The 23061-nt window shown below is 69.2% G+C and carries 23 protein-coding genes and 3 pseudogenes; 15 read left to right on the forward strand and 11 right to left on the reverse strand.

Annotated features, from left to right (window positions below; all coding sequences use genetic code 11):
• Positions 1–163: 163 nt before the first annotated feature.
• Positions 164–646, reverse strand: coding sequence for a hypothetical protein (locus ACH4G3_RS18425; protein WP_397625447.1), 483 nt, complete (start codon positions 644–646; stop codon positions 164–166).
• 372 nt (positions 647–1018) lie between these two features.
• Here ACH4G3_RS18425 and ACH4G3_RS18430 point away from each other — a divergent pair, with 372 nt between their 5' ends.
• From ACH4G3_RS18430 to ACH4G3_RS18465, 8 genes and pseudogenes are all read left to right on the forward strand, one after another.
• Positions 1019–2977, forward strand: a complete 1959-nt coding sequence (locus ACH4G3_RS18430; protein ID WP_397625522.1) for an APC family permease — start codon at positions 1019–1021, stop codon at positions 2975–2977.
• A 499-nt stretch (positions 2978–3476) separates the two neighbouring features.
• Positions 3477–3900: pseudogene (locus ACH4G3_RS18435) on the forward strand (amino acid permease); the annotation flags it as partial.
• Positions 3901–4183: 283 nt separating this feature from the next.
• Positions 4184–4273 (forward strand): K(+)-transporting ATPase subunit F, encoded by a 90-nt coding sequence (gene kdpF, locus ACH4G3_RS18440; protein ID WP_037672136.1) that lies wholly within the window; start codon positions 4184–4186, stop codon positions 4271–4273.
• A 6-nt stretch (positions 4274–4279) separates the two neighbouring features.
• Positions 4280–5944, forward strand: coding sequence for a potassium-transporting ATPase subunit KdpA (gene kdpA / locus ACH4G3_RS18445; RefSeq protein WP_397625448.1), 1665 nt, complete (start codon positions 4280–4282; stop codon positions 5942–5944).
• The gene (gene kdpB, locus ACH4G3_RS18450; protein ID WP_397625449.1) at positions 5941–8076 is read left to right on the forward strand and encodes a potassium-transporting ATPase subunit KdpB; all 2136 of its coding nucleotides are present in this window, start codon (positions 5941–5943) and stop codon (positions 8074–8076) included. Before kdpA ends, kdpB begins: the two co-directional genes overlap by 4 nt.
• A gap of 25 nt (positions 8077–8101) precedes the next feature.
• Positions 8102–8734 carry a potassium-transporting ATPase subunit C gene (locus ACH4G3_RS18455; RefSeq protein WP_397625450.1) on the forward strand — a complete coding sequence of 211 codons (633 nt, stop codon included), beginning with the start codon at positions 8102–8104 and terminating at the stop codon, positions 8732–8734.
• A 96-nt stretch (positions 8735–8830) separates the two neighbouring features.
• Positions 8831–9514, forward strand: coding sequence for a response regulator (locus ACH4G3_RS18460; protein WP_397625451.1), 684 nt, complete (start codon positions 8831–8833; stop codon positions 9512–9514).
• A 22-nt stretch (positions 9515–9536) separates the two neighbouring features.
• Positions 9537–10391 (forward strand): annotated as a pseudogene (locus ACH4G3_RS18465) (DUF4118 domain-containing protein); the annotation flags it as partial.
• Between the two features lie 177 nt (positions 10392–10568).
• Here ACH4G3_RS18465 and ACH4G3_RS18470 read toward each other — a convergent pair.
• Together ACH4G3_RS18470 and ACH4G3_RS18475 are read right to left on the reverse strand one after the other, a co-directional pair.
• Entirely contained in the window at positions 10569–10808 is a 240-nt protein-coding gene (locus ACH4G3_RS18470) for a peptidase inhibitor family I36 protein (RefSeq protein ID WP_397625452.1), read from the reverse strand.
• A gap of 149 nt (positions 10809–10957) precedes the next feature.
• The gene (locus ACH4G3_RS18475) at positions 10958–12115 is read right to left on the reverse strand and encodes an FAD-dependent monooxygenase (RefSeq protein ID WP_397625453.1); all 1158 of its coding nucleotides are present in this window, start codon (positions 12113–12115) and stop codon (positions 10958–10960) included.
• 88 nt (positions 12116–12203) lie between these two features.
• On the opposite strand from ACH4G3_RS18475, the gene ACH4G3_RS18480 reads away from it, so the two are divergent.
• Positions 12204–12761 carry a TetR/AcrR family transcriptional regulator gene (locus ACH4G3_RS18480; protein ID WP_397625454.1) on the forward strand — a complete coding sequence of 186 codons (558 nt, stop codon included), beginning with the start codon at positions 12204–12206 and terminating at the stop codon, positions 12759–12761.
• A 104-nt stretch (positions 12762–12865) separates the two neighbouring features.
• Here the strand turns inward: ACH4G3_RS18480 and ACH4G3_RS18485 are convergent, their stop codons facing one another.
• On the reverse strand, positions 12866–13045 hold the full coding sequence (locus ACH4G3_RS18485) for a hypothetical protein (protein WP_397625455.1): 180 nt from the start codon (positions 13043–13045) through the stop codon (positions 12866–12868).
• Positions 13042–13179: a hypothetical protein gene (locus ACH4G3_RS18490; protein WP_397625456.1), complete on the reverse strand. Its 138-nt coding sequence runs from the start codon at positions 13177–13179 to the stop codon at positions 13042–13044. Before ACH4G3_RS18490 ends, ACH4G3_RS18485 begins: the two co-directional genes overlap by 4 nt.
• Positions 13180–13394: 215 nt before the next feature.
• Here ACH4G3_RS18490 and ACH4G3_RS18495 point away from each other — a divergent pair, with 215 nt between their 5' ends.
• From ACH4G3_RS18495 to ACH4G3_RS18505, 3 genes are all read left to right on the forward strand, one after another.
• Positions 13395–13784: a hypothetical protein gene (locus ACH4G3_RS18495; RefSeq protein WP_397625457.1), complete on the forward strand. Its 390-nt coding sequence runs from the start codon at positions 13395–13397 to the stop codon at positions 13782–13784.
• 437 nt (positions 13785–14221) lie between these two features.
• Positions 14222–14725 carry a hypothetical protein gene (locus tag ACH4G3_RS18500; protein WP_397625458.1) on the forward strand — a complete coding sequence of 168 codons (504 nt, stop codon included), beginning with the start codon at positions 14222–14224 and terminating at the stop codon, positions 14723–14725.
• Between the two features lie 252 nt (positions 14726–14977).
• Positions 14978–15484, forward strand: coding sequence for a DinB family protein (locus tag ACH4G3_RS18505; protein ID WP_397625459.1), 507 nt, complete (start codon positions 14978–14980; stop codon positions 15482–15484).
• 265 nt (positions 15485–15749) lie between these two features.
• Here the strand turns inward: ACH4G3_RS18505 and ACH4G3_RS18510 are convergent, their stop codons facing one another.
• From ACH4G3_RS18510 to ACH4G3_RS18535, 6 genes and pseudogenes are all read right to left on the reverse strand, one after another.
• Entirely contained in the window at positions 15750–17135 is a 1386-nt protein-coding gene (locus ACH4G3_RS18510; RefSeq protein WP_397625460.1) for an aldehyde dehydrogenase family protein, read from the reverse strand.
• Positions 17132–17566 (reverse strand): cupin domain-containing protein, encoded by a 435-nt coding sequence (locus tag ACH4G3_RS18515; protein WP_397625461.1) that lies wholly within the window; start codon positions 17564–17566, stop codon positions 17132–17134. Before ACH4G3_RS18515 ends, ACH4G3_RS18510 begins: the two co-directional genes overlap by 4 nt.
• A gap of 14 nt (positions 17567–17580) precedes the next feature.
• Positions 17581–17883 carry a putative quinol monooxygenase gene (locus ACH4G3_RS18520; RefSeq protein ID WP_141584090.1) on the reverse strand — a complete coding sequence of 101 codons (303 nt, stop codon included), beginning with the start codon at positions 17881–17883 and terminating at the stop codon, positions 17581–17583.
• Entirely contained in the window at positions 17880–18950 is a 1071-nt protein-coding gene (locus ACH4G3_RS18525; RefSeq protein WP_397625462.1) for an Ldh family oxidoreductase, read from the reverse strand. The genes ACH4G3_RS18520 and ACH4G3_RS18525 overlap by 4 nt, the downstream gene beginning before the upstream one ends.
• 122 nt (positions 18951–19072) lie before the next feature.
• Positions 19073–19798 (reverse strand): GntR family transcriptional regulator, encoded by a 726-nt coding sequence (locus ACH4G3_RS18530; protein ID WP_397625463.1) that lies wholly within the window; start codon positions 19796–19798, stop codon positions 19073–19075.
• Positions 19799–20232: 434 nt separating this feature from the next.
• Positions 20233–20319: pseudogene (locus ACH4G3_RS18535) on the reverse strand (IS5/IS1182 family transposase); the annotation flags it as partial.
• A gap of 49 nt (positions 20320–20368) precedes the next feature.
• On the opposite strand from ACH4G3_RS18535, the gene ACH4G3_RS18540 reads away from it, so the two are divergent.
• From ACH4G3_RS18540 to ACH4G3_RS18550, 3 genes are all read left to right on the forward strand, one after another.
• Positions 20369–20944 (forward strand): TetR/AcrR family transcriptional regulator, encoded by a 576-nt coding sequence (locus ACH4G3_RS18540; RefSeq protein WP_397625464.1) that lies wholly within the window; start codon positions 20369–20371, stop codon positions 20942–20944.
• Positions 20945–21033: 89 nt separating this feature from the next.
• Entirely contained in the window at positions 21034–21822 is a 789-nt protein-coding gene (locus ACH4G3_RS18545; protein WP_397625465.1) for an SDR family oxidoreductase, read from the forward strand.
• Positions 21823–22023: 201 nt separating this feature from the next.
• Positions 22024–22914: an MBL fold metallo-hydrolase gene (locus ACH4G3_RS18550; RefSeq protein ID WP_397625466.1), complete on the forward strand. Its 891-nt coding sequence runs from the start codon at positions 22024–22026 to the stop codon at positions 22912–22914.
• Positions 22915–23061: the final 147 nt, after the last annotated feature.

Consider the following 23061-nt stretch of genomic DNA (forward strand, 5'->3'; position numbering starts at 1 on the left):
CAAGATCGGTCGCGGCCGCGCCGGTCGCCTCGCGACGGCGGTCGAAGCGGGGGCGCCCCGCCAGAGCGCGCCTTGCGCGGCCAAGGGCTACTCGACCGCAAGCTGGACGACCGGGCCGGCCAGACCTTGCGGTACGCGGCTCCCTTCTGGTCCAAGGCCCGGATCAGCTCGCGGTCGGCCGCCCGGGCAGCCTCCAGTTCGGCCTCGCGCTCCTCCAAAGACGCGGCAGATCGACTGTTTGCTGTTCCAGGCGCGAGATCGTCCGCGGGAGTTCCTCACAATCGGCGGGGGCGCCGACTCCGGACTCCCGCCAGATCGGAAGGGTGTTGATCTCGTCAGGGCGACGACCGGTGTCGATCAGCAGCTCCGTCGCCACGCGGACCTCGGTGTTGCTCTGAGCCTCCAACTCGTCGAGGTGGGCGCACAATTCGCGCATCACCTCGTCAGGCAGGTCCCGCCCGGCCTCGGTGTCCTCCGACTCGTCCGGCATGTCCTGCGGCAGGATCGCAAAGTCTGCTGGCAAGCCTTGCAGGATCTGTCCCGGCGCGGTGAGCCCGAGAGTGCGGAAGCGGAGCAGGACCCGACGGACGAACCGGGTGAAGGCCAGGCGCCGGGCTGGGCTGATCTTCCCGGTGGCAGACGCCAAGACACTGTGAGGGGCCGCGCAACATCTGCCGCAATGTCTGGCGCAACACCCAGGGCCGCTCGTCCCCCGGTGCTCACCGGATCACGGGTCGCATGATGCTCCTGACCACCGACCGGCCCGTACATCGAACAAGGCCCCCGCTCCGCCAAATGGGTGCCTTCCCGTCCCATGGAAATTCGGTCAGCACCGCTGTCCGCACGTACAGTTCGGCCGTCGGCTGGCTCATACGTGCCCCGGCACTGGGTGGCGGGGTCGGGAGGCCGCATACTCGGTGATCGTTGCGGTGCCGTCAGTGCGGTGGCTGCTGCGACCGATTCGGTGGTCAGACAAGGAAGGGGCATGGGGGACATGAGTGGTGGCAACCGGCCGATAATGCCGGAGTCGGTGGACAGTCCAGCTCTGCGGACACCGCCGACGGGCAAGGCGGCGCGGTGGCTGCTGCGTCACCGGGTCCAGCCGGTCGGGCCGGCGGCCGGGGAGAGCCATGCCGAGCCGCATGCCTGGTGGAAGGTGATGTGCCTGACCGGGGTCGACTACTTCTCCAGTCTGGCCTACGTGCCGGCGATCGCCGCGCTGGCCGCCGGGGCCGTGTCTCCTCTGGCGACGCTGCTGATCGTGGCGTTGACGTTGCTGGGGATGCTGCCGATGTACCGGAAGGTGGCCAAGGAGAGCCCGCACGGCGCCGGATCGGTCGCCATGCTGGAGGATCTGCTGCCGTTCTGGTGGGGCAAGCTGTTCGTTCTGGTCCTGCTCGGGTTCGTGGCCACCTCGTGGATCATCACCATCACGCTGTCCACGGCGGACGCCTCCGTCCACGTGGTGGAGAACCCCTTCTTCCCTGCCGTCCTCCACGGCCACGAGGTCGCCCTGACCGTAAGCCTGCTGCTGATCCTGGGAGGTGTTTTCCTGCTCGGGTTCAGTGAGGCGGTCAGTGTTGCCATCCCGCTGGTCGCCGTCTTCCTGGCTCTCAACGCGGTCGTCATCGCCGTCGGCCTGGTCCATGTCTTCACGACGGACGGCGCGCTGTCGGCCTGGACCGACGCGCTCGTCGACGGCGGAGGCGGCTTCGGCGACCTCGTCGGGCCGGCGCTGCTGGCCTTCCCGCTGCTGGTGCTGGGCCTGTCGGGCTTTGAGACCGGTGTGAGCATGATGCCGCTTGTGGCCGCCGAGGGTGCCGACGCCGAGCAGCGGCTGCGCGCCAGGATCCGCAACGCCCGCCGCCTTCTGACGACGGCCGCTGTGATCATGAGCGTCTACCTGCTGGCCGCCAGCTTCGTGACCACGGTCCTCATCCCGGAGAAGGAGTTCGAGCCCGGCGGTGCCGCCAACGGCCGGGCGCTGGCCTGGCTCGCCCACGAGCATGTCAGTGAGGCGTTCGGCACCGCCTACGACATCAGCACCATCCTCATCCTGTGGTTCGCCGGTGCTTCCGCCATGGCAGGGTTGATCAATATCGTTCCCCGCTACCTGCCCGACTACGGCATGGCCCCCGAGTGGGGACGCGCGGTGCGTCCCGTCGTCATCGTCTACACCGCCCTGTGCATCCTGATCACCATTGCCTTCGACGCTGACGTCGACGCCCAGGCCGGTGCCTACGCCACCGGGATCCTGGCCATGATGGTCTCCGGCGCCTTCGCCGTGACCGTCTCCGTCGCACGCAAGCGCCGGCGCGCGAGTACCGTCGGCTTCGCGCTGCTCACCGCCGTCCTGCTCTACGCCCTCGTGGCCAACATCGTCGACAAGCCCGACGGCATCGCCATCTCCGGCTTCTTCATCATGGGCATCATCATCGTGTCGCTGGTCTCCCGCGTCTCGCGCACCACCGAACTGCGCGCGGACCGCATCATCTTCGACGAGGCCGCCCGCCGGTTCATCGCCGACACCCTCGCCCACGACGAGTCCATCAACATCATCGCCAACCGCCGCCAGGCCGGCGACCTCGCCGAGTACAGCGCGAAGGAACGCGAACAACGCGGCACCAATCCGGTACCGGGCCCCGCTGACGTGCTCTTCCTGGAGATCGACGTGGTCGACCCGTCCGACTTCAGCGAAACCCTCACCGTCCACGGCGTCGAAGTCGACGGCTACCGCATCCTGCGCGCCGAGGCGCCGGCCGCCCCCAACGCCATCGCCGCCATCCTTCTCGCCCTGCGCGACGCCACCGGCGTGCGGCCGCACTGCTACTTCGCCTGGGCCGAAGGCAGCCCCCTGGTACACATGATCCGCTACTTCCTCCTCGGCCGCGGTGACACCGCCCCGGTCACTCGCGAGATCATCCGCAGCAACGAACCCGACCCCGACCGCCGCCCCGGTATCCACGTCGGCGGCTGAGCCTGTCACCTCCGCCTGGGAAACGCGGCGGACCGTCGGCCACAAGGGAACAGACGCGATGTCGCACTCCGACGACCCGGCCCGCGGTCTCCGGCGCATCCAGTACGGCCTGTTCCCGCTCACGGCCGCCCTGGGAACCGCCAGGTCCCTCATCCACGTTGGACCAGGCAGGTCAGTCGTCGACTGCCTGGTGGCACGGACCTCGCCGGAACCGTCCCCGCCCGCCCCGGCCGGGGACGCGATCGACGCGGTGACGCTCCCAGGAGCGAATACGCCACGGTTCCTTGCCCCTTGACCGCGGAGCGCGTCGCCGAGGCGGCGGCACTCGGCAGTCGTCCAGGTCACCCACCCGTCAAGAGGGCGTCAGAGGCGGCCGGTTGGGAGCGAAGATGCTGCAAGGGCCCCTCGGACATGGCGGGAAACGGACCGAACCTGGATGCGATGCGACCGCGCACACGTCAGCCCTCGCGCGCGGCCGAGGAAGAAGGAGCTCGCATCCCTGTCCGTCCTGACGACCGAGCCGAATGCCGTCCCCGCCGGCGAGGAGCCCCCTGATACCGGTGAACGCCTGGCTGACCACCTTCCGGGCTCGCCGCGCTGTCGCTGGACGCAATGGCGTCGGTGGCCTACGGGCCCGAGCCGATCGTCCTCGTCCTGGCCGCGGCGGGCGCCCACGGCCTGGGCTTCACGCTGCCGGTGACGCTGGCCATCGCCGCTCTGCCGGCGGTGCTCGTGGCGTCGTACCGGCAGATGATCGCGGCCTTCCCGGACGACGGCGGCTCATACGCGGTCGCGACGACCCACCTGGGTGCGAGGACGAGTCTGGTGCCGCGGCCTCGCTGGTCCTGGACCACGTCCTGAACGTCGCCGTGGCGGTCACGGCCGGAGTGGCGGCGCTGACCTCCGCTTGCCCGGCTCTCTACGTCGTCGCCCACGCCGTACGGCGGGAGACGGACGCGGTGATCTGCCGGCTCCGCTTCCGGCTCCTGTGAGCCAGGCGGCGTCAGAGTTCCGTCAAGACCGTGGGTCCTGCCGTAAGAGAGGCGTCAACGGCGGGTCCGATCCGGCCGCAGAGGCGCTTTGCTCTGATCGTCCGTTTCACCGAACCTCACTCCAGGAGTCCGCGATGGCCGATCTGGCCTTCGTCGTCACCGTGCTAGCGGCGTTCGCGCTGGTGGCTCTCGTCGCCAAGGGGGTGACGAAGCTGTGACCGCCGAGAACGTCGTCGGCCTGGTCGTGGCCGTCTCCCTGCTGGGCTATCTCGTCCTCGCCCTGATCTTCCCGGAGAGGTTCTGAGCCTCGATGGGTCCCGTACTTGCCGGCGTGCTCCAGCTGCTCGCGCTCATAGCCGCGCTGGCTCTCGCCTACATCCCCCTTGGCAACTACATGGCCGGGGTCTACTCCTCCGACAAGCACTGGCGCGTCGAGAAGTGGGTCTACAAGGGCATCGGTGCCAACCCGGACACCGAAATGACCTGGCCTGCGTACCTGCGCGGCGTGCTCGCCTTCTCGGCAGTCGGCGTCCTCTTCCTCTATCTGCTGATGCGGCTCCAGGGCGTCCTGCCCGGCTCGCTGGGGTTCTCCTCGGTCGACCCGGCGCAGTCGTTCAACACGGCTGTGTCGTTCGTGACCAACACCAACTGGCAGTCGTACTACGGCGAGCAGTCCATGGGCCACGTCGTGCAGACCGCTGGTCTCGCCGTGCAGAATTTCGTCTCCGCGGCCGTCGGCATGGCGGTCGCTGTGGCGCTGGTGCGTGGCTTCGCACGCTCGCGCACCGGTGAGCTCGGCAACTTCTGGTCCGACCTGGTGCGCGGCACCCTGCGGATCCTGGTGCCGGCGGCGGCTGTCGCCGCGATCGTGCTGGTGGCGTGCGGCGTGATCCAGAACTTCTCCGGCATCCACGAGGTCGGACAGTTCATGGGGGGCTCGCAGCAGTGGAACGGCGGGGCGGTCGCCTCGCAGGAGGCCATCAAGGAGGTGGGCACGAACGGCGGCGGATACTTCAACGCCAACTCCGCCCACCCCTTCGAGAACCCGACGCCCTTCACCAACCTCTTCGAGATCTTCCTGATCCTGGTGATCCCGTTCGCGCTGACCCGCACCTTCGGGGTCATGGTCGGCTCGGTCAGGCAGGGATACGCGATCCTCGCCACGATGTTCACCATCTGGCTGGGCTTCGTGGCCCTGATGATGTGGACCGAGTTCGCCCACCACGGCCCGGCGCTCCAGGCCGCGGGCGGGGCGTACGAGGGCAAGGAGGTCCGCTTCGGCGTCGGCGCGTCCTCGATCTTCGCGGTGTCGACCACGCTTACCTCCACCGGCGCGGTGGACTCCTTCCACTCCTCCTTCACCGGCCTCGGCGGCGGCATCACCATGCTCGGCATGATGCTGGGCGAGATCGCGCCCGGCGGTGTGGGCTCCGGTCTGTACGGCATGCTGATCATGGCGGTCATCGCGGTGTTCATCGCCGGCCTGATGGTCGGCCGCACACCCGAGTACCTCGGCAAGAAGATCGGCACCCGCGAGATCAAGCTCGCCGCCTGCTACATCCTCATCACGCCGGCGCTGGTGCTCGTCCTCACCGCCGTCTCCATGGCCCTGCCGACCCCGCCGCACTCGATGCTGAATTCCGGCGCGCACGGCTTCTCCGAGGTGCTCTACGCCTTCACGTCCGCGTCGAACAACAACGGCTCGGCCTTCGCCGGACTGAACGCGAACACGGACTGGTTCAACACCATGACCGGAGTCGCGATGCTGCTGGGCCGCTTCCTGCCGATGGTGTTCGTGCTGGCGCTGGCCGGCTCCCTCGCCGGGCAGAAGCCTGTGCCCGTGACCGCGGGCACCCTGCGCACCGAGAAGCCGCTGTTCACCAGCCTGCTGGTGGGCGCGATCCTGATCATCACCGGTCTCACGTACTTCCCCGCCCTTGCGCTGGGCCCGCTCGCCGAGGGGCTGGCGTCATGACCACCCGTACAGAGAAGCAAGAGGACTCCATGTCCACCGCCACCGCTCCCACCCGGATGCCGCACAGCGATGTACCCACCGGGCACAAGGAGGACCGGGTCGGCGCCGGCCTGTTCGACCCAAGTCAGCTGGTGAAGTCGCTGCCGGACGCCTTCCGCAAGCTCGACCCGCGAGTGATGGTCAAGTCGCCCGTGATGTTCGTGGTGTGGATCGGGTCCGTGCTGACCACCGTCTTCTCCTTCAAGGACCCGGGCGACTGGTTCGGCTGGACGATCAGCGTCTGGCTGTGGCTGACCGTGGTCTTCGCCAACCTGGCGGAGGCGGTCGCCGAGGGCCGCGGCAAGGCGCAGGCCGACACCCTGCGCAAAGCCAAGACCGACACCGTCGCCCGCCGTCTCGTGGGGGACACCGAAGAGCGGGTGCCGGGTACTGAGCTGCGCGTCGGCGACCTGGTGGTGTGCGAGGCCGACGACATCATCCCGGGCGACGGGGACGTCGTCGAGGGCGTCGCATCGGTCGACGAGTCGGCGATCACGGGTGAATCGGCCCCGGTCATCCGTGAGTCGGGCGGCGACCGCTCGGCCGTCACCGGCGGTACGAACGTGCTGTCCGACCGGATCGTCATCAAGATCACGACGAAGCCGGGCGAGACCTTCATCGACCGGATGATCAACCTCGTCGAGGGCGCCGCACGGCAGAAGACGCCCAACGAGATCGCACTGAACATCCTGCTGGCGTCGCTCACCATTGTCTTCCTGCTCGCGGTGGCCACGCTGCCGCCATTCGCCGACTACGCGGGCACCCACCTGACGATGGTCGTGCTGATCGCTCTGCTGGTCTGTCTGATACCGACCACTATCGGGGCACTGCTGTCCGCGATCGGCATCGCCGGCATGGATCGGCTGGTGCAGCGCAACGTGCTGGCCATGTCGGGCCGGGCGGTCGAGGCCGCCGGCGACGTCTCCACCCTGCTCCTCGACAAGACCGGCACCATCACCCTCGGCAACCGGCAGGCCGCCGAGTTCGTCCCGGTGGGCGGCACGGCGGAGGCGGATGTCGCGGATGCGGCCCAGCTTTCGTCACTGGCCGACGAGACGCCCGAGGGCCGTTCCATCGTCGTCCTGGCAAAGGAGAAGTACGGGCTGCGCGAGCGCCACCAGGGCGAGGTCGTCAGCGCCGAGTGGATCGAGTTCACCGCCCAGACCCGGATGTCGGGCGTCGACGTCGACGACGGCAAGATCCGCAAGATCCGAAAGGGCGCCACGGCCTCGGTCATCGCCTGGGTCGAGGAGCAAGGCGGCACGGTCACGGAAGACGCCGACCGGATCGCCCAGAGCATCTCCGAGGCGGGCGGGACCCCGCTGCTGGTCGCGGTGGACGACGAGCGGGGCGCCCGCGTCCTGGGCGTCATCCACCTCAAGGACGTCGTCAAGGACGGCATGCGCGAGCGCTTCGAGGAGCTGCGCCGCATGGGCATCAAGACCGTCATGATCACGGGCGACAACCCGCTGACCGCGAAGGCGATCGCCGAGGAGGCAGGCGTCGACGACTTCCTCGCCGAGGCCACCCCCGAGGACAAGATGGCCCTCATCAAGCGCGAGCAGGCTGGCGGCAAGCTCGTCGCGATGACCGGCGACGGCACCAACGACGCCCCGGCTCTCGCGCAGGCCGACGTCGGCGTGGCGATGAACACGGGCACGTCGGCCGCGAAGGAGGCCGGCAACATGGTCGACCTCGACTCGAACCCGACCAAGCTCATCGAGATCGTCGAGATCGGCAAGCAACTCCTCATCACCCGAGGAGCGTTGACGACATTCTCCATAGCCAACGACGTCGCCAAGTACTTCGCGATCATCCCGGCGCTGTTCGCGGCCGTCTACCCGGGCCTGAACAAGCTCAACATCATGGGCCTGTCCTCGCCGGACTCCGCGATCCTGTCGGCCGTGATCTTCAACGCGCTGATCATCATCGCGCTGGTGCCACTGTCCCTGAAGGGCGTGCGGTACCGGCCGGTCAGCGCGGACCGCCTGCTGCGACGGAACCTCACCGTCTACGGTCTGGGCGGCCTGATCGCCCCGTTCATCGGCATCAAGCTCATCGACCTGCTCATCTCTCTGATCCCCGGGCTGTGACTCCTCGAAAGCGTGGTGAAAGACCATGAACAACTCCGTTGTGAACACCGCCCGGTTGCTGGGGGCCGGCCTGCGTGCCCTCCTCGTACTGACCCTGGTCACCGGCGTCATCTACCCGCTGGTCGTCACCGGCATCGCCCAGGGGCTGTTCCCCGGCAAGGCGAACGGCTCCGAGATCCGGGCGGACGGCAAGGTCGTCGGCTCGTCCCTGATCGGGCAACAGGGCTACAGCCTGGACTACTTCCAGCCGCGCCCGGCGAACGGGCTCGGCGAGAATTCGATCAACACCCAGTACAAGCTGATCCTCTCGGGCGCCACGAACCTGTCCGCCGACAACGACAAGCTCGTCAAGTCGGTGGAGGAGGCCAGGGCGAAGGTGGTCGAGGACAACTCCACCGCCGACCACAAGGTCAAGCCGTCCCAGGTCCCGGCCGACGCCGTGACGTCCTCCGGCTCCGGCCTCGACCCGGACATCTCCCCGGCCTACGCCGACCTCCAGGTCCACCGCGTCGCCGAACGCAACGGCCTGACCGTCGCCCAGGTCCGAAAGCTCGTCGACGACCACACCGAGGGCCGCACCCTCGGCTTCATCGGCGAGCCCCGGGTCAACGTGCTCGAACTCAACATCGCGCTCAAGGACCTCGTGGCCAACGGCTGACGAGCTGAAGGAGCGGGAGCCGACGGAGACGAGGACCTTCCTCCTCCGTCGGCTGCCGCCACCGTGAAGTCCGTACAACAGGAGAGGCGTACACCCATGACCCGGGTGCTCGTGGTGGAGGACGACCCGCAGCTCGTACGGGCCCTCGTCATCAACTTGCAGGCACGTCACTACGGTGTGGACGCCGCCCCCGACGGCGCCACGGCCCTCCGTCTGGCCGCCGCGCGTCAGCCCGACGCCGTACTGCTCGACCTCGGGCTGCCCGACATGGACGGCGTCGACGTCATCAAGGCGCTGCGGGGCTGGAGCCGGGTCCCGATCCTGGTCCTGTCCGCCCGGCACGCGTCGGACGAGAAGGTGGCCGCGCTCGACACCGGCGCCGACGACTACATCACCAAGCCGTTCAGCATCGACGAGTTGATGGCCCGGCTGCGCGCCGCGGTCCGCCGCACCGACGACACCCCCCACGCGCCCGGGACGATGCTCATCGAGACGACGGACTTCAGCATCGACCTGATCGCCAAGAAGGTCGTCAGGGACGGGCACGACGTACGGCTCACCCCCACCGAGTGGCACCTGCTGGAGATCCTGGTAACCAGTCCGGGCCGGCTGATCACGCAGAAGCACCTCCTCCAGGAGATCTGGGGTGTCTCGCAGCGCAGCAAGACCAACTACCTGCGGGTGTACATGGCCCAGCTGCGCCGCAAACTGGAGACGGACCCCTCCCACCCCCGCTATCTGATCACCGAGGCCGGCATGGGCTACCGCTTCGAGGGATGACACGGCACGCGGCAAGCTCCGGATCTACCTCGGCGCCGCACCCGGCGTCGGCCCCACGCCATGCTCTCCGAGGCACACCGTCGCATCGAGCGGGGCACCGACTGCGTGGTCGCATTCGTGGAACACCACCACCGGCCACGCACCGAGGTGATGCTGCCCGGCCTGGAACAGATCCGGCGCAAGGAGATCGACTACCGGAGCGGCACCTTCACGGAGATGGACGTGGACGCCGTCCTGCGGCGCGCCCCCGCCGTCGCCCTGGTGGACGAACTGGCCCACACGAACGTCCCCGGCTCCCGCAACACCAAGCGCTGGCAGGACGTCGAGGAACTACTGGCGGCCGGCATCGACGTGATATCGACCGTCAACATCCAGCACCGCCTCCCCGAAGGTCGTCGGGGAGGACATACCGGCGGCCCTGCTGGACTTCGCACGCGGGGCGAACGCCACCCAGATCGTCCTCGGTGTCTCCCGGCGCAAGGGATGGCAGTACGCGTTCGGACCCGGCGTCGGAGCGACGGTGCCCCGGGACTCCGGCCCCGACCTCGACGTCCACCTCATCACCCACGACGAGTCAGGCAAGGGACGCGGACTGCCCCTGCCACGCGGCGCACGCCTGGGACGCTCCCGGGTCATCTGGGGCTGGCTCGTCGGCGTGCTGGGCCCCGCACTCCTCACCAGGCTCCTCACCACTGCCGCCCCGGACATCGGCCTCGCCAACGACATGCTGCTCTTGCTGACACTGACGGTGGCGGCGGCCCTGCTCGGCGGGCTCTTCCCGGCGCTGGCCTCCACGTTGGTGGGCTCCCTGCTGCTCAACTGGTACTTCACGCCGCCCCTCCACACCCTGACGATCGCCGACCCGAAGAACATCGTCACCATCGCCGACTTCGTCGGGGTCGCCGTATCGGTGGCGTCGGTGGGGGAGAGGTCGGTGCGGGGTGGCGCCATCGGCCGCTGGCGTCGCGGGCGACGTCGACGCCGACTTGAACTCGGCCACCAGCTCGGGATGTACGGTGATGCACACGTGCCGGCCGCTGTGGTTGCGCTTCTCCTAGACGGGGGCGGTGCGGATGGAGCTGCCGCGATCACCGATCGCGGAGGGGAGGTCCTTCACGCTGCCGTCCACGGCACGCCGTACCCAGGGCTGGCCGCCGTAGTTGATCTCTGGGTAGATGCACACGTAGCCGGAGGGGCAGTCGATGGCTGCCTTCGCCGCGCCGGGAGTGCTGGAAGCGGAGGCGGGAACGGCCATGGGGGCGAGGGCCAGGGCGGCGACCGCCGCGGCAGGCATCGTTGCTGGAACTGATGGAGTCAGGCGAGCTGGAGGCGAACCCTCATCGCTGCGGCGTCCGTGCGCGGGTCGAAAAGCGGCAATGCAGGCCGGCGCGAAGCGACGCTCGAAGAGCGCCCTTGACCGGCCCTGGAGCGGGTCCGGTGTCGTCAGCCCAGGCCCGGCGGTGTCCAGTCGGCGTGCCGCAGGATGGTGTGGACGGTCGCGCGGGAGGGGGCCAGCCGGAGAGCGGTGTTGCGCAGGGCGACGGCCAGGGGGTGCGTCAGTCGTTGGCCCATCCGGCCGGCCTGGCGGGCGGCGCGTGCGACGGACTGGCTGCGCGGGCGGCGCTCGGTGTCGTAACGGGCCAGCGCTGATTCGACGGTGGGCTCGGTGGCGAGTGCGGCGGCCAGCACGGCGGCGTCCTCCAGTGCCTGGCAGGCGCCCTGGCCCAGGTTCGGGGTCATGGCGTGGGCCGCGTCACCGAGCAGCGCGACGCGGCCTGCGGTGAAGGCGGGCAAGGGCGTCACCAGTTCGTGGATGTCGTGGTGCAGGACGGCGTCGGGGCCGGTCGCGTCCAGCAGCGCGGGGATCGGATCGTGCCATTCGCCGAAGCCGCGGCGCATCACGGCGAGGGCGTCCGCGTGCCGCACCCCGGGCGGCGAGTTGAGCACTGCATGCCACTCGGCCCGGCCGTCGGCGAACGCGATGTGGCCGAACTCGGCGCCCTTGCCCCAGGTCAGCTCGAAGTCGGTGTCCAACTCGACCGGTCGCTCGGTGATGGCGCGCAACACGGTCGACCCGCTGTAGGCCGGGCCGGGGTGCTGAGGGAACAGCTGGGCGCGCAGCCGGCTGCCCACTCCGTCGGCGGCCACGACCAGATCCGCCTCGAGGGCGGCGTCTCGAAGCAGGAGCCGGACCTTGTGGGGATCGGAGCGGTCGACGGACGTCACCTCGGCCCCGACCATCAGGCACTCGGACGGCAGCCCCGCGCGCAGCAGGTGGTGCAGCACCGCCCGGGGGATACCGACGATCGGCGTGCCCAGCGCGCGCTCAAGAGCGGTCCCGTCCATCCGTGCCAGCCAGCCGCCACCAGGGACACGGGTGCCTCCGGTGTACTGCGGCCGCGCCGCCGCGCGCACCGCCTTGCCGACGCCGAGGACGTCCAGAGCACGGATGCCGTTGGCGTGCAGGGAGATGCCCGCACCCACGTCAGCCAGAACAGGGGCGCGTTCGACCACCGTCACCTCCCAGCCGATCAGGCGCAGACCGATCGCGGCGGCCAGCCCGCCGATGCCTCCGCCCACCACCACCGCGCTGCCACCCATACCGGCCCTCCCGCGTCCGCCCCGCCGCCATCCTTCTACGGATGTAGAAGGAGAGTACCCCGCTCCTCTACAGGTGTAGAAAAGGGGGATGCCCACAGATCGACGCACCGTCCTCGCCGATGCGGCCATCGGCGTACTCGCCGAGGCCGGAATCCGGGGACTGACCCATCGCGCAGTGGACCGGGCAGCAGACCTGCCACCCGGCACCACCTCCGCCTACTACCGCACCCGCCAGGCACTGCTCACTGCACTGGTCCGGCGTCTGGTCGCCCTTGACCAGGCAGAACTCCAGGCGATCGGGGAACAGGCGCCGGTGCCTCGTACTGCCGAGGAACTGGTGGCCGGAATCGCCGCCTTCGTCGAGCAACGGCTCACGGGGGAGGGACGACGACGCTCCCTCGCGCGCTACGCGTGCGCCATCGAGAGTGTGCACCACCCCGAGCTGCGGGAGATCCTCGTGCCGCGCCAGAACGCAGCACGACAAGCCGCGCGCGACTTCCTGGCCGCGCAAGGCGTCGCAGACGCTGAGGACCGTACTGTCACGCTGCTGACCTGTGTGGACGGATTGGTTTTCGACCGCCTGGTGGGGGGCGGAACCGTGTCGGACCAGGAGATCCGCGGGCTGGTGGCGGCGGCGCTCCGATAGCCCACACCTGCCGGCACCGGGCGGGCCCGAACGACCCGGACAGCACGGCGGATCGCCGCGTACAGATCGACCTGGTGCTTCTCCGGCGCACGGGAACCCGAGGTTCAGGCCGCCGCGACTGCTTCGATCTCCAGCAACCGAGCCTCGTCGTAGATGCCGGTGATGATGACCGTCAGGGCGGGGCCATGGTCCCCCAGGACTTCGTGACGGACCTGTGCGTTGGCCTCCCGATAGCGCCGGTCGGACAGGAACACGGTGACCTTCGCCAAATTACGTACAGTCATGTCCGCTCCTTCCAGCACGGACAATCGTTGTCCTCCGGAATCTGGCCGCTGATGAACAGCGGCCGCGTGGCATCGGTGACCAAAGCGCCCTGGCCGTAGGACCGTTGCTGTGGATCGATCGTGGTGATCTGCACGGTTCGATGCTCAGCAGAATCGGCACCCCGGTAAACCTTCCCAATCACAGCACCAGTGAAGACAGCCGCTGCGTTGAGTTCACCGACGTGGAGCACATCGAGATCGGTCCGTAGAAGCCCTCGCACGAGCCCCCTCGCCCGCGGCATGGGAGCTGTCGGGAGTCGGACAGACTCAACTGACACCAAGTCGCTCCGAGAATCTGCCCCCGCACGGCATGACGATCACCACGCCAGTGGTGAAGACTGGAGAGATGCCTCGTGACCCCGGCGGACTCCTGTTCGTAGCGCTCGGTCTCGTACTTGTCGCCGCCGGCTTCATCTGGCGAGGACGTGTCCTGCGCCCCCTCTCGGCGAAACGGGCCCAGGCAGCCGTGATCCGGGACCGTTCCAGAAACCTGCTGCGTTCCGCGGATATGGCCATTGCCGAAGCGCGCCGCCGGGCCGCACACGGCGAACCGGCCATCGTCACGGTCGGAGACGTGACCACGGTGGCGTGCCGGCACTACGGGCTCATCGTGGAGCGCGAAGAGGCCGCCGCCGCCCTCCGCCAGCGTTATGAGGCCGCCGACTGCAGGCTGGACTGCATGACCGACTCTTTCAACTGACTGCCTCATCGGCGAGTGATTGACGCCAGGGGCGGCCTGTCCGGCGGATCAGGAGCGGCCGGGCAGAACCTAGCCTCGCCAAGGCCGCCGCAGGGAAGAGGATGGCTCGCGCGTGCCCCGAAGGCCCCTTCCCCCTTCCGACCCGTCGCGGATGACCGTAGCGAAACCATCGGCTGTTCCGAGGGCAACCTTGTGGCCCCAGGCGCGGTCATACCGGCGGGACCTCCCCCCTGATCCTGCGAGGCCGTGGCATCACGGCCCACTTCGAAGGCTAGTCGCTCCTGCTGGAGCAGAACGGCACCCACCGGCGCATTCCGGTTCGGGCGATCCAGGAGGTATGGGCGGCGGGGGCCAGAGGCGATACGCTCGAGATCGAGCTGACCAGCGCCGGCTTCGATCCCACCGTCTTCGTGGTGACCCGGGCTTCACCGGCCGCCGTGACAGCCTTCGTCTGGGCCGTGACTTCGGTGCTGCCCGAGAGACGAGCCCCTCGCGACGGCATGGAGCTGGTGAGCGAGGTGACGTCCGAGGCTCCGGCATGGCGTCTGTTCCTGACACGGCACTCGCGAGCGGTCACGGCGGCCGTGTGCATGGTGGTCCTCTGGGCCGCCCTCGTGGTCTGCGTCGCGGCGACCGGAGAGCCCGGCCAGTGGGTCATGCCGATCTTCGGGGTGCCGCTGCTGCTCGCCGCGGTCCGCTATCTGCAGATAGCCGTCGGCATCACGCGTGACCACTGGTCCACCCGGCGCCGTGGTATCACGGTCGCCGCGGCCTTCGCGGGCCGGAACAGCGCCCATAAGGAGATCTGGCGGTTCACCGATGCGGAGGGCCGAGAACGCATCTACGTCGGCAGCGGGAAGATCATCAGTCGCGACCCACGCAGGATCGAAGTGCGTTACGACCCACGCCACCCCAACGCTCTGTACGCCCTCAACCAGTGATCCTGTACGTGGTCATCGGGGTCGTCGTGACCCCCATGCTGACGGGCCTCCTCGCGCTGGGGCTGTGGCTCACTCTCTGGCAGCTCGTCGAATCGCTCAGAGGCTAGATGTGCTGTCCGGCGGATCAGGCCGCGCTGCCCACCGGCGCCGAATCGCTCTCGCGACCCGTCGGAAAGGAGCTGGGTGGAGCAGGTTGGGCCCGGCGTCAAAATGCCTCGACATTGGCCGCGGTGATCGGGGACGCTTCACGCGATGACAAGAATCGACGACACGCCGCCCGCGTGGGACGAGCGTACCCAGCTCACCACGTTTCTCGACTACGCACGTGACACTGCCCGCGCCAAATGCGATGGCGTCTCTGCGGAGAACGCTCGCAAGGCGCTCCTGCCGGGCTCACCGCTGATGACCATGAGCGGAGTGATCAACCACCTTCGATGGGTCGAGTACTACTGGTTCCAGGTGGTCTTCCTCGGCGAGGAAGACCGGGGCCCCTGGACCGAGGAGGACCCCGACCGTGAGATGCGTATCGCCGTCGACTTCCCGCTCACGCAGCTGCTCGACGAATACGCCGAACAGAGCGCCCACTACCGCGAACTGGTCGCCGGGAACGGCCTGGACGAGCAGGCCCAGCGAGCCATCCGCGACGGTCTCCATGTCGACCTGCGCTGGATCCTCCTTCACCTCACCGAGGAGACGGCCCGCCACAACGGCCACCTGGACATCCTGCGCGAGATGCTCGACGGCACGACCGGCGACTAGCAGGTAGCGGCCGTTGGCCCGGAGTGATCAGCAGGGCCAAGGGAAGGCGTCCACCCTCAGTCGAGGCCGCAGTGCTGAAGTCGCTGCCGTACCGCGCGGATCAGTGACTTGGGACGACCTCAACGGGATGCCGGTCGGCCATCGCTGGAGCCTCCCCGACGAGGAGACTCCAGCGGCCAAGGTCCCGGGTTGCGCTAGGTGTTGCGGTCGATATTGCGCGCGTGATGCCGAAGAACAGCAGGGCCGCCGGCAGGCCGTGACCCGGTCAGGCCGTGACCCAGTAGGTGCGGGTGTTGGTGAACTCGCGGATGCCGGCGGCGGCCAGTTCGCGGCCGTGGCCGCTGCGCTTGGTGCCGCCGAAGGGCAGGCGGGGGTCGGAGGCGACGATCGCGTTGACGAAGGCCGCTCCGCTGGTGATACGGCGGGCGAGGGCGACGCCACGGCTCGGGTCGGCCGTCCAGATGCTCAGGCCGAGCCCGTACGGCGTGGCGTTCGCGAGCCGTACGGCGTCCTCGTCGTCCCGGGCGACGGCGATGGCGGCGAGCGGGCCGAAGGTCTCCTCGTCGAAGGCGGGCATCCCCGGGCCGGTGTCGCCCAGGACGGTGGGCTGGTAGAAGAAGCCGTCGCCGGGCACGGGCTTCCCGCCGGTCAGGAGGCGGGCTCCGGCAGCGACGGATTCCTCGACCTGCCGCTGGATCGCGGCCCGCAGGTCGTCGCGGGCGAGCGGGCCGACCTGCGTCTGACGTTCGCGCGGGTCGCCGACGCGCAGGGCTTCGACACCGGCCACGAACGCGGCGGTGAACGCATCCGCCACACAGGCGGCGACGATGAACCGCTTGGCGCATACGCAGCTCTGCCCGGAGTTGGTGAAGCGCGCCTTCACCGCGGCCGCCGCGGCCGCTTCGATGTCGGCGTCGTCCAGGACCACGAAGGCGTCCGAACCGCCCAGTTCCAGTACCGATTTCTTCGCCGCGCGCCCGGCCGCCGAAGCGACGGCCGCGCCGGCCCGGTTGCTTCCGGTGAGGGTGACGGCCGCGACGCGGTCGTCCTCGATGAGCCGCGCGGTCACCTCGGGCACATCGGTGTCGGCGACCACCAGCGTGGTCACCAGGTGCTCGGGGAAACCGGCTGCCACGAAGAGGTCCTGGAGGGCGAGCGCGCTGCCGGTGACGTTGGAGGCGTGCTTGAGCAGGATGCCGTTGCCGGCCACCAGGGAGGGTATGGCGAAGCGCATGACCTGCCAGACGGGGAAGTTCCACGGCATCACGGCCAGGACGAGTCCGGCGGGCTCGTAGGCCACCCAGGCCTGCGCCCCGTCGATCTCGACGCGCTCGTCGGCGAGGATGCCGGGGCCCTGCCGGGCGTAGTACTCGGCTGTGACGGCCGACTTCTCGACCTCGCCCTCGGCCTCGCCGACCGGCTTTCCCATCTCGGCGACGGCCAGGGAAGCGAGAGGGTCCCTGTGTTCGCGCAGGGTCTGAGCAAGGCGCTCGGCGCGCGCGGCCCGCTCGGCGACCGGCACCAGGGCCCAGGCACGGCTGGCGGCGTGGGCCCGTGCCACAGCGGTCTCGATACGGTCCGCGTCCCAGCCTTCGTACGTGGCGGTCGGCTCACCGGTCGACGGGTCGACGGTCTGCAGGATGCCGCTCATGCGGTGGGTGCCCCTCCCTTGTCGTGCTCCGAGAGATGCTCGAAGGTCTCGCCGGTGGCGGTGATGGTGCGGGTGACGTCCCGGCCGCCGTAGACCCAGTAGATCCGCATGACACCCTCGCCGCGGTTGAAGAAGCGGTGCGGTGTCCCGGCCGGCACCCAGGTGGCCTGGCCCGGCTCCAGGTCGAAGAACTCGCCGTCGATCTCCGCGGTCGCCTCGCCTTCGAGGACCAGCACGGACTCCTCGACGTTGTGGCTGTGCAGGGGCAGGCCGGTGCCGGGCTGGAAGACGGTCTGGCCGGTCGTGATGACGGCCTTCTCCGAGTTCCACTTGCCGACGTAGGGGAGGGTGGCCACACCGCCGCCGCGGTCGAAGCGTTCGACCTTGTCGGGGTGGATGAGCAGGTTCGGCTCAGCGGGCTTGGTGCACATGAAGTCGGCTCCGTTCAGGAGTGGTGGAACAGGCGGCGGGAGAGCGTGTTGACCTGGCTGCCGGGCACGACGTACTTCGCCGCGGCCTCGCGCCAGACCTTGAAGTGAGGTGCTGCGCGGTGGGCCTCTACGGCGGCCTCGTCGTCGTAGATCTCGTGGAAGACGAAGTGGTGGTCGTCGGCCAGGTCGCAGACGACGTCGAAGTAGCGGCAGCCGGGCTCGTCGGTGAAGGAACGCTCGGCGTTCTCCTCGATGGCCTTGAGGAAGTCCTCACGACAGCCTGGCACGACCTGGAGGGACACGGTCAGGGCGATCATGCGGGCAGCTCCTGGGGAGTGAGGGAACGGGGCAGGGGTACGGCGGTGGCGTCGGCGATCCGTGCGAGGGCGGCCCAGGTGTCGTCGACGAGCGCGATTCCCTCGGTGCGCAGCCGCTCGGCGGTGCGGATCTCCGGCTCACCGGGGACGAAGATCTCGTCGGTGCCGGGCGCGGTCGGGGTGGACTTGGTCTCCTCGATCAGGGCTTCCATCCGCTGCTCGAACTCGGCTGGGTCGGCCATCGACCGAATGTCGACGCACATCAGCAGATGGCCGACGCCGCTGCGGCCGGTGGACCGGTAGGGGCCGACAACCGCCGAGCCGAAGGCGCTGCCGGTCAGCACGCCCGCCAGCACGTCGAACATGAACGAGATGGCGTAACCCTTGTGGCCGGCCATCGGCAGGATCAGGCCCTCGATCGCACGCCGCGGATCGGTCGTCGGCACGCCCGCGGCGTCGGCCGCCCATCCCTCAGGAATCGGCTCACCGCGCTCCTTGGCGTGGTAGATCTTGCCGCGCGCCACGGCCGTGTTCGCGATATCCATCACGACCGTGCCGCAACGCCCGGCAGGGGCGGCGATCGACCACGGATTGGTGCCGACTCGCTTCTCCTTGCCGCCCCAAGGGGCCATGGCCGGGCTGGCGTTGGTCGCCAGCAGCGCCACGCAGCCCTGCTCGGCGGCCCTGCGCGTGAAGTACGCCGCGGTCCCGAAGTGACCGGAGTTGCGGACGGCGACCGCACTGATGCCGTGCCGACGGGCACGCTCCACGCCCAGGGCCACCGCGCGGTCGGTGAGCACCTGACCGAGACCGTCACGGCCGTCGATCACGACGACGGCGCCGTTGTCGCTGACGACTTCCGGGTCCGCGACGGCCGTGGTGGCCCCGCTCGCGAGGCGGTCGAGGTACCAGGGCAGGCGCAGCATGCCGTGGGACGCGTGTCCCCACAGCTCCGCGGTCACCAGCGTATCCGCGAGCAGACGGGCGTCCGCAGGCGGAACGCCGCATGCCTCGGCAGTGGCGGCGGCGAAACCCAGCAGGTCGGCGGCGCCGACGGTATGCGGCATGAGGCGGCCCTCTCGCATCGAGACGTGCTGTATCCACTCCTGTATACAGCACCCCTCTGGGAGAAACCACAGGCTGGAAGGCGCTGGGGCCCAGGCGCCTTCGTCGGACGGGTAGGGGTGTCTCAGCCTGCGACGTCCAGCGACACGTCGGTACCGAGTGCCAGATCCTGGCTGGTCAGACTGTCGATGAGCGCCTGCAGGGTCTGCACGAGGTGGTGCCGGCAGGCCGCCTCCGCCGCCTGGGCGTCCCCGTGCGTGACCGCCTTCAGCATCGCGCGGTGCTCCTCCAGCGAGGTCAGCATGCGACGCGGGCCGCTGTGCGAGAGGTGACGCAGGCGTACGGTCTGACTGCGCAGGTCGCGGATCGTGCGGGCGAGGTAGGGATTGCGGCAGGCCGCGATGACCGCCTGGTCGAACGCCTCGGTGATGTCGTAGAACTCCTGGTACGAGCCCGCCTGCGCGGCGGAATCCAGCGCGCGGAAGGACTCGTCGAACACCTCCAGCCGCTCCAGCAGTTCACGGAACGGCGCCAGCACCCGCTCGTCGGCCGAGCCCGCCGTGGCGACCGAGGCGGCCGCCCGGGGCTCCAGCAGCACCCGGAACTCGAACAGGGCGCGCACACCGCCCAGGGAGATGGCGGCCACCCGGGCCACCTCCCCCGGCACGAAGTCGACCAGCCCTTCCCGGGCCAGCCGCCGGATCGCCTCCCGGACCGGCGTCCGTGAAGCCCCCAGCTCCTCGCCCAGCTGGACCTCACTCAGCTTGGCCCCCGGCCGCAACCGCAGCGACTCGATGTCACCCTTCAGCCGCTCGTAGACCGCCTCGCTCTTGCCAGTCACCCGGGCCATCAGACTCCCTGTCCATCCTTACGCACACGCTTCTGTATACAGACTATGACTGGCGACGCGTCCACCCGCGAGCTCCACCGGGAGACCCGGGGCGCCGCCCCGCCCTCGCTGCGCGACCGGCAAGATGACGGCTCTCCGCCACCGATGCCCTCTGGCAGCGGGCCAGTCGATGCCTCGTTGATCAGGCGGGACAGCACCACGCGGCAGCCTCGGGTACTGCCGGGCAAGGATTGATCCCACTCCTAAGACGTCATCTCATCTGGGGCTGGCAGTGTAGGTAGTGGCTGGCAGTCGTGCTGCGATGGCGTGCGTTCGTTGGTCCAGCGGTGGCGGCCAAGACGGGCCGAGGACTGATGCCCTTGGGGGCGATGCGGTGCTGAGTGCCCCTGCGGTCCCGACGCACAGGGGTATACCGGTCCGCTCGGTGATCAGGTGCCGGACGGCAACTGCTGCCACGTGCAGCCCGACGTGGCCAAGAATACGATCGCAGCCAGCACCACCGCTGATCTCCGTCGCAGGCCCGCGGCCGAGTATTTGACCCTTAGGTCAAATACTGGCTACGGTAGCGGCATGGGCAGACCGAAGAGCTTCGAACCGGATGTGGTCATCGCGCAGGCGATGGAGACGTTCTGGACCAAGGGCTACACCGACACCTCCCCGGCCGACCTCGCGGAGGCGACCGGAGTGGCCAAGGGCAGTCTGTACCACTCCTTCGGTTCCAAGCGTCAGCTGTTCGGCAAGGCGTTGGACCTCTACGGCCGGATGCAGTCCGAGCGGGCCGAGGAGTTCCTGTCGCGGCCGGGTACGGCCAAAGAGCGCATCCGTGCCTACTTCGCGCTGCTGGTGGACGCGGACCTGGACGGGCCGGTCCGGCGCGGGTGTCTGGCCCAGAACACGATCGGGGAGCTCGGCGGACGCGACCCGGAGGCCGCGCGCGTGGTGCACCGCATGGAGGAGGGCGTGATCGAGGCCCTCGCCGCCCGCATCGAGCAAGGGCAGCGGGACGGTGACGTCGGCCGGGACGTCGACGCCAGAGCACAGGCCCTGTTCCTCCAGAACACCCTCGCCGGGCTGCGGGTCATGGCCAAGACGTTCGACCGGCCGGCGCTGTATCGGATCATCGACACGGCCCTCGCGGGCCTCTGAAGCATGGCACTTCGGGCGACTGCCCCTTTTCGCGCCCTAATTTTTGACCCTCAGTTCAAGAATCTGCAGTTCTCCAGGAAAGGGAGATCATGGACCTCGGCATCAGCGGAAAGACCGCTCTGGTCACCGGCGCGAGTCGCGGCATCGGCCTCGCGATCGTTCAGGCCCTGGCCGCGGAGGGCGTCCGGGTGGTGGGTGCCGCCCGAACCATCACCTCCGAGTTGGAGAAGGTCGCCGCCGCGGCCGTGTCCGTCGACCTCAGCACCCGCGAGGGGGCGACGTCGATCGCCGATCAGGCGCGCGCCGCGGTCGGCGGGATCGACTTCCTCGTCAACAACGTCGGCGCGGGCGACCCGGACGGGCTGGCTGTCGGCGGAGTCCTCGATGTCGACGACGAGCAGTGGCAGCGGATATTCGATCTCAACCTGTTCAGTGCGGTGTGGACCACCAAGGCGGCGTTGCCGAGCATCCTGGAACGCAAGGGCGCGATCGTGAACATCTCGTCGATCAACGCCCGCGTGCACACCGGCACACCGGTCGGCTACGCGGAGGCCAAGGCGGCACTGACCCAGTTCGGCAAGCGGCTCAGCGAGGAGCTGGCGCCGCGCGGTGTCCGCGTGAACACCGTCTCCCCGGGCACCGTAGCCACTCGGCTGTGGACCGACCCGGACGGTTACGGCGGCAAGGTCGCCGCCGTATACGGGGTCGGCCACGGCGACCTGCTCGCAGGTCTGCCCGGGCAGGCTGGCATCGCCTCGGGGCGCCTCACCGAACCTCCGGAGGTGGCGGACCTGGTCGCCTTCTTGCTGTCCGACCGCGCCGCCAACATCCATGGCGCCGACCACGTCATCGACGGCGGCACCCTCAAGGCCGCCTGACAGCACTGCCGGCGGCGAGTTGGGCGGCCGCGCGGCTCCTGTCGAGTTCTTCGAAGGGCCTGCCCGACCGACAGACGTACAGCCCACAAGGACGCCGGGGCGCCACCGCCGTAATCCACACGAGCCTTTGACCCGCAGGTTCCGGCGCAGCGCGGCCTCCCTCCCCCTCCCATCAATCACTCCGCAACCGGAGGTTTCACCGTGGACTCCACACCGCACTCGTCCGCCTCGCATGACGTACCCCTGAGGGCGACCGTATTCGTCGGCCACTGGCCGGCGATCCCCGCCCAGGAGAGCGCCGAGGTCCCGCCCGGCACGTTCTCGCCGACGACCGCGACACTGATCAGCGGCCCCACCGAGATCGTCCTGATCGACGCCCTGCACCTCAAGGCAGAGGTACAGGAACTGGGTGACCTCATCGAGCGGACCGGCAAGCGCCTCACCACCATCTACCTCACCCACGACCACGCCGACCACTACCTCGGCATCGGCCCGCTCCTCGAGCGTTTCCCCGGCGCGAAGGCGGTCACGCTGCCGCACATCCTGGAGTCGATGCGCACCACTTGGGATGCCCAGAAGGCGCAGTGGAACCTGATGTTCGGTGACAAGGCGGTGCCGCACGGGCCGATGCCCGAAGCGCTGGAAGGCACGACCCTGTATGTCGACGGCTCTCCGGTCAACGTCATCCCGGTCAAGCAGGCCGACATCCACCCCACGAGCATCGTCCACGTCCCGGCGATCGACGTCGTCGTTGCGGGGGACGCGATCTACAACGAGGTCTTCCCCATGCTCGCGCTCTCGACCCCTGACGAGTGGAAGGACTGGCTCGACACGCTCCAGGTCATCGAGGACCTCGCGCCGCGCATGGTCGTGGCCGGGCACCGTCGTCCCGACGGCGACGACCATGCCGTCGCGGCCATGATCAGTCAGACCCGGTCGTTCATCCACGACTTCGGCGCCGCATCCGAGGTCGCCAAGGACACCGGTGAGCTCTTCGGCATGATGAAGGCGAAGTACCCGCACCACGCCAACGACTGGAGCCTGCTGGTCTCGGCGCACGCGGCGACGCAGCGAAACGGCTCGGCTTCGTAGCCGCAGTCTGCAGCATGTCCAGGGGTCGGGGCCGCCCCGGCGGCGGCCCCCCCCCCGACATAAGGCTTAAGGGTGGGGCGGGCCCGCGGGGGCGTGGAGCCGGGGGGTGGGGGGGGGGGTGGAGTGGCCCCGGGGGTACCCCCCCGG

Source organism: Streptomyces afghaniensis (assembly GCF_044327915.1).
Lineage (GTDB): Bacteria > Actinomycetota > Actinomycetes > Streptomycetales > Streptomycetaceae > Streptomyces > Streptomyces afghaniensis.

What these genes read in the sequence shown, in the direction of transcription:
- ACH4G3_RS18455 (WP_397625450.1), top strand. Translation starts at nt 8,102, where the DNA reads ATGAACAACTCCGTTGTGAACACCGCCCGGTTGCTGGGGGCCGGCCTG.
- ACH4G3_RS18475 (WP_397625453.1), bottom strand. Translation starts at nt 12,115, where the DNA reads ATGGGTGGCAGCGCGGTGGTGGTGGGCGGAGGCATCGGCGGGCTGGCC.
- ACH4G3_RS18520 (WP_141584090.1), bottom strand. Translation starts at nt 17,883, where the DNA reads ATGATCGCCCTGACCGTGTCCCTCCAGGTCGTGCCAGGCTGTCGTGAG.
- ACH4G3_RS18530 (WP_397625463.1), bottom strand. Translation starts at nt 19,798, where the DNA reads ATGGCCCGGGTGACTGGCAAGAGCGAGGCGGTCTACGAGCGGCTGAAG.
- ACH4G3_RS18540 (WP_397625464.1), top strand. Translation starts at nt 20,369, where the DNA reads ATGGGCAGACCGAAGAGCTTCGAACCGGATGTGGTCATCGCGCAGGCG.
- ACH4G3_RS18525 (WP_397625462.1), bottom strand. Translation starts at nt 18,950, where the DNA reads ATGCCGCATACCGTCGGCGCCGCCGACCTGCTGGGTTTCGCCGCCGCC.
- ACH4G3_RS18470 (WP_397625452.1), bottom strand. Translation starts at nt 10,808, where the DNA reads ATGCCTGCCGCGGCGGTCGCCGCCCTGGCCCTCGCCCCCATGGCCGTT.
- kdpA (WP_397625448.1), top strand. Translation starts at nt 4,280, where the DNA reads ATGGGTCCCGTACTTGCCGGCGTGCTCCAGCTGCTCGCGCTCATAGCC.
- ACH4G3_RS18480 (WP_397625454.1), top strand. Translation starts at nt 12,204, where the DNA reads ATGCCCACAGATCGACGCACCGTCCTCGCCGATGCGGCCATCGGCGTA.
- ACH4G3_RS18515 (WP_397625461.1), bottom strand. Translation starts at nt 17,566, where the DNA reads ATGTGCACCAAGCCCGCTGAGCCGAACCTGCTCATCCACCCCGACAAG.
- ACH4G3_RS18430 (WP_397625522.1), top strand. Translation starts at nt 1,019, where the DNA reads ATGCCGGAGTCGGTGGACAGTCCAGCTCTGCGGACACCGCCGACGGGC.
- ACH4G3_RS18545 (WP_397625465.1), top strand. Translation starts at nt 21,034, where the DNA reads ATGGACCTCGGCATCAGCGGAAAGACCGCTCTGGTCACCGGCGCGAGT.
- ACH4G3_RS18510 (WP_397625460.1), bottom strand. Translation starts at nt 17,135, where the DNA reads ATGAGCGGCATCCTGCAGACCGTCGACCCGTCGACCGGTGAGCCGACC.
- ACH4G3_RS18460 (WP_397625451.1), top strand. Translation starts at nt 8,831, where the DNA reads ATGACCCGGGTGCTCGTGGTGGAGGACGACCCGCAGCTCGTACGGGCC.
- ACH4G3_RS18505 (WP_397625459.1), top strand. Translation starts at nt 14,978, where the DNA reads ATGACAAGAATCGACGACACGCCGCCCGCGTGGGACGAGCGTACCCAG.
- ACH4G3_RS18485 (WP_397625455.1), bottom strand. Translation starts at nt 13,045, where the DNA reads ATGACTGTACGTAATTTGGCGAAGGTCACCGTGTTCCTGTCCGACCGG.
- ACH4G3_RS18495 (WP_397625457.1), top strand. Translation starts at nt 13,395, where the DNA reads ATGACGATCACCACGCCAGTGGTGAAGACTGGAGAGATGCCTCGTGAC.
- kdpB (WP_397625449.1), top strand. Translation starts at nt 5,941, where the DNA reads ATGACCACCCGTACAGAGAAGCAAGAGGACTCCATGTCCACCGCCACC.